The sequence below is a fragment of the Ignatzschineria sp. LJL83 genome, assembly GCF_054871845.1.
Map to the genome: position 1 here is coordinate 1 of NZ_JBTXLY010000003.1, position 13,167 is coordinate 13,167.

At 39.3% G+C, this 13,167-nt stretch carries 11 protein-coding genes; 5 read left to right on the top strand and 6 right to left on the bottom strand.

The annotated features are described in order from the left end of the window. Positions 1-188: 188 nt before the first annotated feature. The gene (locus ACYSN2_RS02835) at positions 189-860 is read right to left on the bottom strand and encodes a phosphoglycolate phosphatase (RefSeq protein ID WP_461748747.1); all 672 of its coding nucleotides are present in this window, start codon (positions 858-860) and stop codon (positions 189-191) included. A 343-nt stretch (positions 861-1,203) separates the two neighbouring features. On the opposite strand from ACYSN2_RS02835, the gene ACYSN2_RS02840 reads away from it, so the two are divergent. Beyond that, a complete protein-coding gene (locus ACYSN2_RS02840) occupies positions 1,204-1,539 on the top strand; it encodes a zinc ribbon domain-containing protein YjdM (RefSeq protein WP_461748748.1) in 336 nt (111 codons plus the stop codon). Positions 1,540-1,670: 131 nt separating this feature from the next. Here ACYSN2_RS02840 and ACYSN2_RS02845 read toward each other — a convergent pair whose 3' ends face one another. Continuing rightward, positions 1,671-3,905, bottom strand: coding sequence for a heavy metal translocating P-type ATPase (locus ACYSN2_RS02845; RefSeq protein ID WP_461748749.1), 2,235 nt, complete (start codon positions 3,903-3,905; stop codon positions 1,671-1,673). 161 nt (positions 3,906-4,066) lie between these two features. Between ACYSN2_RS02845 and ACYSN2_RS02850 the strand changes: the two genes are divergently transcribed. Continuing rightward, complete coding sequence (locus tag ACYSN2_RS02850) at positions 4,067-4,543, top strand: MerR family transcriptional regulator (protein WP_461748750.1); 477 nt, start codon at positions 4,067-4,069, stop codon at positions 4,541-4,543. Positions 4,544-4,673: 130 nt separating this feature from the next. On the opposite strand, the gene dauA is transcribed toward ACYSN2_RS02850, so the two are convergent. Both dauA and ACYSN2_RS02860 read right to left on the bottom strand, forming a co-directional pair. Beyond that, positions 4,674-6,443, bottom strand: coding sequence for a C4-dicarboxylic acid transporter DauA (gene dauA / locus ACYSN2_RS02855; protein ID WP_461748751.1), 1,770 nt, complete (start codon positions 6,441-6,443; stop codon positions 4,674-4,676). Positions 6,444-6,830: 387 nt separating this feature from the next. Beyond that, positions 6,831-7,799: a peptidoglycan-binding domain-containing protein gene (locus ACYSN2_RS02860; RefSeq protein ID WP_461748752.1), complete on the bottom strand. Its 969-nt coding sequence runs from the start codon at positions 7,797-7,799 to the stop codon at positions 6,831-6,833. A 226-nt stretch (positions 7,800-8,025) separates the two neighbouring features. On the opposite strand from ACYSN2_RS02860, the gene ubiA reads away from it, so the two are divergent. The 3 genes from ubiA to ACYSN2_RS02875 are packed head-to-tail and all read left to right on the top strand — an operon-like array spanning position 8,026 to position 10,275. Further along, on the top strand, positions 8,026-8,898 hold the full coding sequence (gene ubiA, locus ACYSN2_RS02865; protein ID WP_461748753.1) for a 4-hydroxybenzoate octaprenyltransferase: 873 nt from the start codon (positions 8,026-8,028) through the stop codon (positions 8,896-8,898). A gap of 31 nt (positions 8,899-8,929) precedes the next feature. Further along, a complete protein-coding gene (locus ACYSN2_RS02870; protein WP_461748754.1) occupies positions 8,930-9,517 on the top strand; it encodes a cob(I)yrinic acid a,c-diamide adenosyltransferase in 588 nt (195 codons plus the stop codon). Next, positions 9,514-10,275, top strand: a complete 762-nt coding sequence (locus ACYSN2_RS02875) for a 4'-phosphopantetheinyl transferase family protein (RefSeq protein WP_461748755.1) — start codon at positions 9,514-9,516, stop codon at positions 10,273-10,275. Before ACYSN2_RS02870 ends, ACYSN2_RS02875 begins: the two co-directional genes overlap by 4 nt. Before the next feature lie 96 nt (positions 10,276-10,371). On the opposite strand, the gene ACYSN2_RS02880 is transcribed toward ACYSN2_RS02875, so the two are convergent. Further along, positions 10,372-10,707 carry an H-NS histone family protein gene (locus tag ACYSN2_RS02880; RefSeq protein WP_461748756.1) on the bottom strand — a complete coding sequence of 112 codons (336 nt, stop codon included), beginning with the start codon at positions 10,705-10,707 and terminating at the stop codon, positions 10,372-10,374. A gap of 122 nt (positions 10,708-10,829) precedes the next feature. Then, positions 10,830-13,022, bottom strand: a complete 2,193-nt coding sequence (rlmKL, locus tag ACYSN2_RS02885; RefSeq protein ID WP_461748757.1) for a bifunctional 23S rRNA (guanine(2069)-N(7))-methyltransferase RlmK/23S rRNA (guanine(2445)-N(2))-methyltransferase RlmL — start codon at positions 13,020-13,022, stop codon at positions 10,830-10,832. Positions 13,023-13,167: the final 145 nt, after the last annotated feature.

A 13,167-nucleotide genomic window follows, 5' to 3' on the forward strand; every position in this document is an offset into this window, starting at 1 on the left:
AAAATCAACGTTTAGATAACCTTGATCCGCAAGCAGTTCAATATGTGGAAGATCTACTAAATAATAGACCTCGAAAGGTGTTAGGATATTTAACACCTTATGAGTATTTGGTCAAAAACGTACTTGTTGCGCTTCGTATTTGAATCTGCCTATCTAATTTTCGGTTAATATCTGATTCTCAAAATAATCTACAGTAGCTCGATCAATTCCGGCATTTGATTGATGATGTAAGTAGGATTTTCTTCTGAAATCGGGCTTCCGAAATTATAGCCATAAGTAAGCGCCACGCTTGCAACGCCGGCATTTTTTGCAGATTGAATATCATTACGAGAATCGCCCACAAACAGAAGCTCCTGTGGATATAAACCAAATGCTCCTAACGTTTGAAAGATCGGTGCGGGATGTGGCTTTCTTGCCGAAACATCATCCGCGCCCAATATAAGATTGAAAAATTGTGCTATTTGCAGATCTTTCAGTAATGCCGGCAAAAAGTGAGATGGCTTATTAGTAATAAGCGCCAGTTGATAGCCTTTCAGTTTCAGATAGACCAACGTTTCCATGACGCCTGGATAGAGCTCATTCCCACTTTTTAAAATCTCGGCATAGAGCTCATTAAAGAGTGCAAATCCTTCTTCAAATTTTGAAAGCGCCGTATCGCTGGCATCTTTCAGAGCGGTTTCCACTAAATTAACCGCGCCATTACCAATCCAAGTCGATACTTTGGCAAAACCGGCAATCGGATATCCTAAGCGTTCCAACATTAAATCGATCGCTTCTGATAAGCCTTTCGCGCTATTAATTAACGTTCCATCTAAATCAAAAGCCACTGCTTTTACGGTAATATCCACTTGAGATGTCATAAATCCGTCCTTTATTGATCGTTGTTCATCATGTTTCGTCATGCTCTACAAGAATTCATCGGTAAAATGATTCTTCAGCATTTATCCTGATTAATGATACATCTTAAATTGAAATCCTTTTATGAAATCCCTTTAATGTGAGAGATATTCTCATCATGACGGCATCTACGATCAAAATCACGAAAGCAGATTCTTAAATAATATATCAACGATATACCATTAATATTTTTGATATTCATATCAATAAATTGTTAACCACTCGATTTTTAACCCATTTTTAGGTATATTGCCCCTTTACCGATCCTTCGGTACTCTTTCAACCTTGCATGGAGATCGCGTAACAATGCATAATTTACCGCCTTGCCCACAATGTGGAATGGAACATACCTACACGGATACAGAATTTTTCTTTTGCCCAGATTGCGGCAATGAATGGTCCACAACAGAAACTGCGGAAGTAGAAGAAGGCCTTACAGCTCGTGATGCTCACGGTACGCCGTTAGTGGATGGCGATTCTGTCACTGTCATCAAAGATCTTAAAGTTCGCGGATCATCAATGGTGATCAAACAAGGTACGATGATTAAAGGCATTCGTATTATTGAAGGCGATCATGATATTGATTGTAAAGTGAACGGCACAAGCCTTCAGTTAAAATCAGAGTTTATGAAGAAAGCTTAAACCTTTCATCATGTAAAATGATCACAACAAAAAGCTCCAAAACGATTCGTTTGGAGCTTTTTATTTGCTTAGTTTAGGATTCTTATCCAAATTTTTTAAATATCTCTTTTGCGAATGTTGATCTAACCGAATCACTTCTTTCGCAAGATTCGTAGGCTATTCATAATCACGAGTAAGCTTGCGCCGACATCTGCAAATACGGCAGCCCACATGCTTTCATAGCCAAAAAGAATCGCTAAGAAAAACACAGATTTAATCCCTAATGCGATAATAATATTTTGTTTAATAAGCCCTACTGTTTTTCGTGAAATATCGATGAAATATGGGATTTTTTCCAAATCATCATCCATAATCGCTACATTTGCCGTTTCAATCGAAATATCACTGCCGATCGCGCCCATGGCAAATCCGACATCTGCTTTCGCTAATGCCGGCGCATCATTAATCCCATCGCCGATCATGCCAATCGCTTGTTGATTGATTTGATAACTTGAAAGAATTGCCAGCTTCTCTTCCGGCAACAGTGCGCCGTGCGCCGTTGCGATACCGAGTTCACCGGCAACATGATTCACAGCGCCTTTATGATCGCCTGAAAGCAGAATCGGTTGAATTCCTTGATGTTGCAGTGCCGATAACGCTTCCGGCGCATTGGTTTTTATGGGATCGGCAACTGTGAAAATTGCCCGAACAATCCCTTGATACGCAAAGATCGTTAAGCTCGCACCTTGTGCTTCAATGCGACCAAGTTCCGATTCCACCGCCATTAACGAAATATTATGGCTTTGCATCATTTTACGATTCCCAAGCAATACGATATTGCCGGCAATCTCGCCTTTCGTGCCATTGCCGGCAATGGCTTCAAAGTTTTCCACCTCTTTAAACGGAATGGTTTTCCCTTGAATAATCGCCTTTGAAATCGGATGATCGGATTTCGCCGCTAAACTAAATGCGAATTCCAAAAGCGCTCGATCTTCTTCCGAAAAGCTACTATCTACTAGCTGATCGCCCTTTTCCGTGAAAAAGAGCGTTTCACTTAATACCGGTTTTCCGAGCGTTAAAGTGCCGGTTTTATCAAATGAGAGATGCGTTAAGTGCGCCCCTTTTTCAATAAATTCACCACCTTTCACTAAAATCCCGTGTCTTGCTAAGGTCGTTAAAGCACTGACAATCGCTACCGGCGTTGAGATCACAAGCGCACAAGGACAAGCAATAATAAGGATCACTAAAGCTTTATAGATCGAATCAAACCATGAAACGCCAAACATTGGAGAAATCACGGCAATGAGAATCGCCACAATAAACACAATCGGCGTATAAATCGCCGCAAAGCGATCAATAAACCGTTGTACCGGCGCTTTTTTCACCTGCGCTTCTTCAATCGTTCTCACAATTTTCGCTAACGTGGAGTTTTCTGAAGTGGAAGTTGTCTGATAATCCACTTCGCCTTGCTGATTAATACTGCCGGCATACACAGTTTCACCCACAGACTTATCCACAGGCATACTTTCGCCGGTAATTGCCGATTCATCAAAGCTCGAAGTTCCCCGGATAATCACACCATCAAGAGGCAATCTTCCGCCGGGAATCACTCGTACTACAGAGTTTAAGGCAATGTCATCTACCTTTTTTTCTTCAACGCCATTTTCCGTAACAACGCTCGCCACATCCGGCGCAAGCTTCAATAACTTTTCCACAGCATTTTGTGCTTTTGTGAGAGATTTCGCTTCAATAATTTCAGCAAGCGTAAAGAGCACAATCACCATCGCCGCTTCCGGAAATATCCCCAGAAAAATTGCGCCGGTAACGGCAACGCTCATGAGCGCATTAATATTTAACGTGCGGTTTTTAAGGGCAACCCAGCCTTTTTTATAAGTCGTTAATCCTACTAAACCAATGGCCATAAAGGCAAATAATGCACTCCAAACCATGCCGAGATCCGCAAACTCACACACTTCAGAGATCGCCGCAAAAATACCGGCAAAGATTAAACGAGGCGTTTCATATTTCTCATAAAAAGACGTTTTATGAACGATTTCTTCGCCAGAAGTGATGAGTTGCGCGGTCATATCCACAGATTTGATGCGCGCCATGATCTTTGCAATATCGCCTCGATGAACAACATAAGCTTCTCGCTTGAGATAATTAAAATTGAGCGCATGAATATCCGTATTATTCGCTAAAGCTTTCTCGATCAGCACTGATTCCATCGGACAATCCATCTCTTGAATATAGAGAATATCTTGCATATATCCTTTTGGAATATCGCTATCTTGAATTGTGGCATTGTGTTCCGAACCGCCACAACAAGAGCCACGATCGTGAGGAGTTTGGCACTTTGTCATATCTGTTTCTTCTATTTTATTCATAATCTTCTACTGCGCTATTTCAGCGCATTCCTATTCTAAAGTTGATCTTGAATAGCGGATTGAAATATTCAATATCTCAATCCTAGATTCTATATTTGCTTTTAGGATATTAAACAGCCTATAGTTACTTCAGGGTCAAGCTTTCAATTAAAGGAGCGTTTATGAATATCGAAACAGTACCGGCAGAAAAAACTCAAACGGGAGCAAATAGTTATCGAATCGGGGAACTGGCAAGCATCAGTAAAGTGCCGGTAGAAACCATTCGTTATTACGAAAAAGAAGCCCTCATTGATGCGCCTGAGAGAACTGCAAATAACTACCGAATGTATCAAAATAAGCATCTCAAAAGATTGTTACTTATTCGTAATTGCCGAGCATTTGATATGAGTTTAGAAGAGATTCGGCAGATCATTTTCGCCACTGAAAACAACCATAATTGCTTGCCGATTAATGAGATTATTCAAGATCATCTTGTGCATATTGATCATCGAATCCAAGAACTTACGGCACTGAAAAAAGAGCTGAGTGATATTCAGGCTCGCTGTGAGCAGAATCATCAAGCCGATAATTGCTCGATTATTGATGAAATTAATCAATTAGAACCTGAGCTCAAACCCGCTTCTTCGCATCTCTCATAATTCTATTATTTTTATATATTTGGTTCTGCTTACGAAATAGGCTGATTCATGGCGGGAGCGAATGTTTGCATGCTTATAGGAATCATGCGCCCGCAATGAACCTCAATCCCTTTTCTACTCATAAAAGATTTTAAATCGAAAACTGACAAACTGAACAGAGAGATTGTGCGATTTCATCGGCATCAGCACGATCTTTTGCCCAATATAATCCTTCTCGTTTTTTAGGAGAAAGTTTGGCTTTTCCTAAAACTGCTTTCGTTTCATTATTTAATCCCGATAACACTACGATAATATTTTTCTTCGCTAAACGATCGAGCATGGTTTTAAAGGCGATGAGCCCTGTTAAATCAATCATCGGTACTTTATCAAGATGGATGATCATCACTTCAATATTGTGATTGAGATACGGCAAGCGATCTAAAGATTCGATGGTTTTTCTCGCAGGTCCAAAGAAGAAAGGCCCTCGAATCTCATAATGCAAAATCAGCGGTGCGGATTCTGCAAGCTCTTCCTGAAGCTCATCTTCAATACCTTTGCCATCCGCATCCATCTCCGGCGTTTCAATCAAAAACTCGGTTTCTGTATAAGTAGACATTCGTGCCATAAAGAGAAAGCTCGACAACACCATTCCCACCGCAACGGCAACCACCATGTCAAAAACGACCGTAAGAATCAGACAGAGAAATAGCACCGCAAGATCTTCTCTCGGCGCCATTTTCACAGTTTCCCGGAAGTAAGGAACATCCGCCATGCTCCAAGCAACCATCAACAATAATGCACCTAAGCTCGCCATCGGTAAATAACCTAGTAAATTGGCGAAAAAGAGTAACGTCAGCAATACAAACAGTGCATGAATCATGCCGGCAACAGGTGTATTGCCACCGGCACGAATATTCGCAGCCGTTCTCGCAAGCGCTGCCGTTGCCGCAAATCCGCCAAAACAGGGCGCAATAATATTCCCAACGCCTTGCCCAATGAGTTCTGCATTGGGATTATGCCGAGTATTCTTCATACCATCGGCAACTACCGAACAGAGAAGTGATTCTATTGCTCCCAATAATGCAATGACAAAGGCACTTGGCAGAAGATCTCGCACAAGCTGAAAGGTCAAAATACTTTCTCCATTTTCAGCAATCCATGGCAGGCTAAACTCCGGCAAAAAGTTGGGAATACCGTGAAAGATTTCGCCTTGATATTCATAACTAAACACGGATTGAATGGTTCGAAATTCCAAACCATAATGCGCCAAAAGCAATCCTAATAGCGCACTTGCTCCCAAAATAATCAAATGTGGCGGAAATTTACTGAAAATTTTCGGCAATAAAATCAGCCCCAAAAGCGTGAAAATGCCAAGGCTAACATCTGTCCAAGAAAACCTCGTTGCCATTTCGCCAATCGCCATAATTCTTTCAATAAAGTTATCGGCTTGAATCGGATCATTAATCCCAAGTAGATCCGGTATTTGAGTCATCGCAATAACAATCGCAATGCCGGCACTAAATCCTGCGGTCACTTGATATGGCACATAATGGATCATTTTCCCGATCTTCAAAATACCCATCAATAACAAAATCACGCCCGCCATGCTTGTGGCAAGAATCAATCCTGTTAACCCATATTGACTAGTAATCGGTTGCAAAATAACAATAAAAGCCGCCGTTGGCCCTGAAATATTAAACCGTGCGCCGCCACACATTGCGATAAAAAAACCGGCAACAATGGAAGTATATAAACCATATTGCGGTGCAACACCGGTATTAATCGCAAGCGCCATCGACAACGGCACAGCAATCATTCCCACCGTTAAACCACCAATGACATCATGCTGAAATTTGGAAAAATTATATCCTTGCAGCATTTGAATCAGAGGAATATTCCACAGCCATGAAAAATATCTCATCTCCACCTCAATTCCGGTTTTATCGTTAATCTTGAATTTTGCTTTAAAATTACTTCGGAAATTCTCATTAATCTTTACCTTATGATACTTAACGGAAAGTTAAGAAAATTTATAAGTAATTAGAAACATGAAGATCATTCTAACATATGGTGTTTTATCGAAAAGATATTCAAATTCCCTGATGAAGAAGGAATGCATTCAATATAAGAACGGTTTATTCACGGCGGGAGGGAATGTTTGCACTCTTGTCAGAATCTCGCGCCCGCAAATGAAGAGCTTGCTCCGAGATAAATGAATCATTAAATTTACGAAACACAAAAAAGACCTCGAAAGCGAAGCTTTGAAGTCTTTCTTATTAAAACTTGGATTTTATCTATTTCTTAGCTATTAATTGACGATCGAAATACCTAATTTCTTCAAATCTCTTTCTGAAGCAATGCCGGTTGCCGGCAATCCTGCTCGTTTTTGGAAGTTGTAAAGGGCTTCTGCTGTATAGCCATTAAAGAATCCTTTATCGATAAAGTCTTCATTTAAATCGCCGGCATTCATTAAGGCTTCTTGCAATAATCGCACGTTGATTCCTGTAGATCCTTGCTGTAATTTTGTCGCCATATCGCCATGTGCAATTTTCGCAAGATCATTCACATGCGCTAATAGATAACGATATTCCGTTCCCACTTCTAATGGCGATGGCATTGCCGATTGCCCTGATAAAATGCGGAAGGTTTGATACCATCCTGTTGGCATATTTGGAGGAACATGATCGCCTTCTACCACTTGGCAACCTGCGGAAGAGAAGCTGATGTTGGTCGGTTTTGTGGTAGATTGCGCACTATGAATATGATCATTCACAATGGATAAAGTCGGAGTGCCATTTGCGAGCTCATAATCATGATTCGGCTTATAAAAACGCCATGCGAGTACCGGTTGCAAACGACTTAAACGAAAAGCACCTTCTTCAAAAGGGCGATTATTCGGTTCATGTGCGCCAATAATATAGCCATAAGCACCCGTTCCTAAACAGTTTGCGATCTGCTTTGAAGGATCTTCTATCTGTTTTTGTTGCCAATAGAGATTTGGAACAGTGGATGCCGGAAAAAGTGCAATTTTATAAGTTTGTAAATTCCAAAGCCCAAGCAAACAGTGAAGGTTTTCACCATCTAACGTATTTTCGCGAATCACAGCATCCGTAAGCCACATGCCATATTCGCCCTTTTCAAGTTTGCCGGCACGAATGCCAAACAAGACGATATCGCCGATTAAAGAATAATGATGATTCTCCACTAATCTCGCCAAAGTGGCGCTACTTAACGTGAAAGCTTCAGAAGCTGTGGAAGGATTTGGAACATAATTCATTATAAAAATCTCTTAACGTTATCAATGAAAAATTCAGGCTACAACGGCATTTACTGCAAAATACTCTAACATATTCCCATAAAAACTACGATGTGCCGTGATATCTATCTCATTTACAAGAACGGAACTTCTTACGAAAGCGTGAATCTTTAGTAGAATAGATTTTGCCGGCACATTTACGGCAATCTAGGATTCTTATTTATTGATTCACGAAGAGCGCTTAATTATGTTAAAGATTCAGAATATTCCCTATTATTTGCAACTCATGCGAGTAGAAAAACCGATCGGAAGTTATCTATTAATGTGGCCAACGCTGTGGGGAATTTGGATTGCAAGCGATGGTGCGCCATCTGCCAAAGTGCTCATCATCTTTATGCTCGGCGTTTTTTTAATGCGCTCGGCGGGTTGCGTGATTAATGATATTGCCGATCGAGATATTGATAAATTTGTAGAACGTACGAAAGATCGTCCGCTCACTTCCGGCAAAGTTACGACCAAAGAAGCGGTTTATCTATTGATTCTGTTAGTTGCAATGTCGGGATTTCTCGCACTGTTTCTCTCATTTAAGACGATTCTGCTCAGTATTCCGGCACTTTTGATTGCGCTCTCTTATCCGTTTATGAAACGCTTTCACTCCTTGCCTCAAGCGCATTTAGGAGTAGCATTTGCCTTTGGAATCCCGATGGCATTTATGGAAATTCAAGGAACTCTGCCATTAACGGCGTACTTGCTCTTCTTTACCAATATTATTTGGACGCTGATTTACGATACGGAATATGCCATGAGCGATCGGGAAGATGATAAATCCATCAATATTAAATCTTCTGCCCTGCTCTTTGAATCTTGGCTTGGGGATAAAGATTATTACATCATTATTGGCTTACAAATTGCGATGACAACTTTGCTTCTTTCCATTGCAATGATCGAAGGTCTCAGCAGTTATTTTCTCGTTTCTATCTTTATTGTCATCAATCTGTTTTATTATCAGATTATACTCATCAAGAATCACGATAGAATGAATTGTTTCAAAGCTTTCTTGCATAATAATTGGGTAGGATTAGTGCTATTTATTGGGCTATTCTTAAACTACTTATCATAAACATTAAAATTCATAATCGTTAGGAGGTTTCATGGGAAATCGTTTATCAAAGATCGTCACAAAAACAGGCGATACAGGTACAACTGGCATTGCCGGCAATATCCGTTTAGAAAAATATCATCCACGTATTGAAACTATTGGTTTGATCGATGAACTTAATTCTCTCATTGGAATTGGCATTGCAGAGATTCAATCAACCTTACACGATTATCCAGAATCAACGCAAGAAGCGCTGAAAATCCTCATGAATGAGTGGTTTGATATTCAGCATGAATTATTTAATCTTGGCGGTGAGCTCTCCATGCCCGGCAATGATTTAGTGACTGAAAATGCCGTCAATACCATCGAAGAACAGCTCATTATCTATAATGAATTGCTACCTGCTCTAAAGGAATTTATTCTTCCTGGGGGATCTCCACTTGTAGCGAAAACTCACTATGTTCGCGCGCTCAGTCGAAAAGTAGAACGTGCATTATGGGCACTTAATAGTAATGATCCTGTGAATCCTCATTCATTAAAATATCTCAATCGCTTATCCGATTACTTCTTCATTACGGCAAGAATGATTGCAAAAATCACAGATACACCGGAAATTTTCTGGAATCATCATAGAAAATGAATCCTGTTTACGCCGTTGTATTAGAAATTAATGATGAGAATATTCAGTGGGCAAAAACGCATTACCCGCAGTTTTGGAATATTGATCTAGGCAATAAAAAACGCACGAGTTATTTATTAAGTCGTGCGCTTTTGCTTCATACATTACAATCTTATTTTCAAATTCATCAGTTGCCGGAAATCAGTTATAACGATCATCAAAAGCCGATCTTTACGAACTGTGATATCTCCTTTAATCTGACGCATTCCAATGATTATGTTGGACTGATTATCTCATCAGGATCGATTCCTTTAGGGATTGATATCGAAGCGATTCAGCCTCGACGCAATTTTTCTGGCTTGCTTAATAGAACATTCCAGCCTGAAGAAATCGAATGGATTTTAGAAAGAAAATGGGATATTTCGACGAATCCTAATTTAGATCTAACTCCCGATGAAATAACCCGTTTTTTCCTCTTATGGTCTGCAAAAGAGGCTTACCTAAAGGCTGATGGACGAGGATTGCAAGGGCTTCATTCAATTGTTCTGAATCCAATGCAATCCACCATGAAAGGTGATTTGAATCATGGTGCTTTACTACTTTCAACACTATCCTTCGCTGAAACTGCAAAAAAACCTAATTCTCTCGCCCTATATTTACCTTCAGAAAGATCGAGTCATTTTTCTCTTCAAATATTGTCTATCTCTTCACTGCTTCAATCAAATTACTTACCCATTCCAATTACATGGCAAGTGACAATGCTTGAAGAGGAATATTAAAATTTAGATAATCATATTGAAATATATTTATTTATATTTTTAATAATAGTGATATACAAAATTTATAAGTTACTTCAAATATTCAAAGATATTTAATTACTCTGCTGATTCTTCTGCTAATAAGAAATCTTCTTTTTTAGCGCCTGCTTCAACTTTCTCTTTCATCCATAAAGGCATTTTTCCACGGCCACTCCAGAGTTGCTCTGGGTTTTCTGGATTGCCATATTTCATTGGTACTTTACGGCCTTTACGACCTACTTTGTCTTTAAATACATCATGGAAAGAAAGACCAGAATGATCAAGAAGCTTCTCGATTTCTTTACGAACTTGCTCTGCTTCAGCAGCGCGACGGCTTTCGATCTCTTGGCTTAATTCTGTAATAAGATTTTCCATTTTATCAATTGTTAATACGTTTAAATTTAACTCTTTCATCACTTTTTGTCTCCATTCAATAAATGATTTTTAAATATTCAGATCATTAATAAACTCCAATTTATTAATGACCACTTCCTAGCAAACTCATTATATACATAATAATAATAATAATAAATATTTTATTTGTGTTTTATTGAAAAACATTGTCTGATTTTGGGATTGCGCTTAAAGTCTTCTGGTAAAGTTGCACTAGAAATATCTTTAATATCAAACAAATTTAACAACTCAGAATCGATCTTAAAACCTCTCAGATTCGTTGAAAACACTAGCTCACCATCTCTCACTAACAGCTTCATTGCATCTGTGATTAATTGTGAATGATCACGCTGAATATCAAGAATTCCTTCCATCCTTTTTGAGTTAGAAAAAGAGGGTGGATCCATGAAAATAAGCTCAAATTTATCTTCATTTCTTCTTAATAATGGCTTGTTTTGCATATTTTCTACACGAATTTTCAGCCATTCCATCACATCAGCTTGAACCAATTCATGACCTTCAAAATGTCCATTGAGCGCCAGATTTTGATCTGCCCAACTCAAATAGGTTTTTGATAAATCAACAGACAATGTTTCAGACGCACCACCATTTGCAGCATGCACTGAAGCACTTCCTGTATAACAGAACAAGTTTAAGAAACGTTTACGTTTTGCATCTTGTCCAATTCTCAAGCGAACATCACGGTGATCTAAAAATAGACCTGTATCTAGATAATCCGTAAGATTCACGAGCAACTTCGCATTGCCCTCTGTAATCTGGAAAAGATTTCCATCTTCCTCAGAATGTCTCTCATATTGCGTTTTACCACGTTGTCTTGAACGTTGTTTAATATGAATATTCGCAACTGACACATCATCAAATAGATGTTGAACAATCTGTACAATTTTATTAAAACGCATCTCTGCCACTTGACGTGTTACAGACGATGGCGCTTCATACTCATAAATCACAATATGATCTTTATAGAGATCAATCGCTACATTAAACTCTGGAATATCGGCATCATATACACGATACGCTTCAATACCTTGTCTATTTGCCCACTTTCCAAGATGTTTCGCATTCTTTGTTAAGCGGTTCATGAATGCTTCACCACCATCAGCGAGTAGTTCATCTAACACTAATCTCTGATCATTGGCATTTGCTTTTTCACGATTCACAAAAAATTGTGGTTCAATATTAAATTGTAAATACACACAATCTAATGCACCGTTCCAAAATTTATTGACCTTTTTCGCTCTGATACCCATCACGCGGCCAAGATCTGGATCTGAAGTAATCACACCTGCTTCAAATCCTTCATAATTTCTCAGAAAATCCCCAAGCTCCATATAAGTGCTCATTAACTGAGATTTATCACCTAAACGCTCACCATAAGGAGGATTCGTAACAATTAAGCCTGTTTTGAAGTTTTCATCACGTGCGTAGTCTTGGAAGCTCATATGTTTGAAAACCATATTTTTTAAGACTTTCGCTCTATCGGCATTCGCTTTCGTAATCCCGATCATCATAGAACTTCGCTCAACGCCCACTAACGTTCCTTGATAACGTGCTTCACCTTCTGCTGCTCTCTTTTTCGCAGATGCGTAGCATTCATCCCACTCAGCTTTCTTGAAAAGTCTCCAGCGCATAAAACCAAAGTCATTACGATATAATCCCGGCGCAATATCACGCGCCATGAGTGCGGCTTCAATTAAAATTGTTCCGGCACCACAAAGTGGATCAATAAAGTTTTGATGCTCTGCAGCTTTTTCTAACCATTTAGAACGATATAAAAGCGCTGCCGCTAAGTTTTCTTTAATCGGCGCAGCACCTTGTTCACTTCTAAAACCACGTTTATGAAGCGGTTCACCACTCATATCTAAATAGAGCGTATAACGATCTTCAAAAATGTGAACATAAAAACGTACATCGGGATCTTCTACATCTACATTTGGGCGAGTTCCCATAAGATCGTTGAAATAATCAACAATCGCATCTTTTACTCTTAGCGCCGCAAAGTGTGTATGGATGTTTCCTGCTCTTTTTGCCGTTACTTTTGTTGAAAAAGTGTCGGTTTCACGCATATGCGCTGACCATGAAAATAGCGCAAGTTCATTATGAAGTTGATCTAAAGATTCAAACTTCCCTTCTTTTAATTCTAAAAGTACACGTGATCCGCAGCGAATCCAAAGACATGCATTGTAAGCATCTTTAAACTCACCGTTGAAAGTGACACCTGTCCCACTTTCTTTGGCATCGATCCCAAGCGCTTCTAGCTCCTCTTTAACATATGGAGCAAGCCCTTGGGCACAGGTTACATAAAATTTTGACATAAAATCTCTCTAAAAACATTTAGTAATTACAATTATTATTCTCTCGTAACTCTAAACGATTTCTTGTGTCATTCCGTAATAATATAAGCATTGATTTTCTTAATAAGGTCGAAAGTATACTATAAAAATTAATCACTAACATATA

Excerpts from the sequence above, each read along its gene's own strand:
- ACYSN2_RS02835 (WP_461748747.1), bottom strand. The coding sequence starts at position 860 with ATGACATCTCAAGTGGATATTACCGTAAAAGCAGTGGCTTTTGATTTA.
- ACYSN2_RS02840 (WP_461748748.1), top strand. The coding sequence starts at position 1,204 with ATGCATAATTTACCGCCTTGCCCACAATGTGGAATGGAACATACCTAC.
- ACYSN2_RS02875 (WP_461748755.1), top strand. The coding sequence starts at position 9,514 with ATGAATCCTGTTTACGCCGTTGTATTAGAAATTAATGATGAGAATATT.
- ACYSN2_RS02880 (WP_461748756.1), bottom strand. The coding sequence starts at position 10,707 with ATGAAAGAGTTAAATTTAAACGTATTAACAATTGATAAAATGGAAAAT.
- ACYSN2_RS02845 (WP_461748749.1), bottom strand. The coding sequence starts at position 3,905 with ATGAATAAAATAGAAGAAACAGATATGACAAAGTGCCAAACTCCTCAC.
- ubiA (WP_461748753.1), top strand. The coding sequence starts at position 8,026 with ATGTTAAAGATTCAGAATATTCCCTATTATTTGCAACTCATGCGAGTA.
- rlmKL (WP_461748757.1), bottom strand. The coding sequence starts at position 13,022 with ATGTCAAAATTTTATGTAACCTGTGCCCAAGGGCTTGCTCCATATGTT.
- dauA (WP_461748751.1), bottom strand. The coding sequence starts at position 6,443 with ATGAGATATTTTTCATGGCTGTGGAATATTCCTCTGATTCAAATGCTG.
- ACYSN2_RS02870 (WP_461748754.1), top strand. The coding sequence starts at position 8,930 with ATGGGAAATCGTTTATCAAAGATCGTCACAAAAACAGGCGATACAGGT.
- ACYSN2_RS02850 (WP_461748750.1), top strand. The coding sequence starts at position 4,067 with ATGAATATCGAAACAGTACCGGCAGAAAAAACTCAAACGGGAGCAAAT.
- ACYSN2_RS02860 (WP_461748752.1), bottom strand. The coding sequence starts at position 7,799 with ATGAATTATGTTCCAAATCCTTCCACAGCTTCTGAAGCTTTCACGTTA.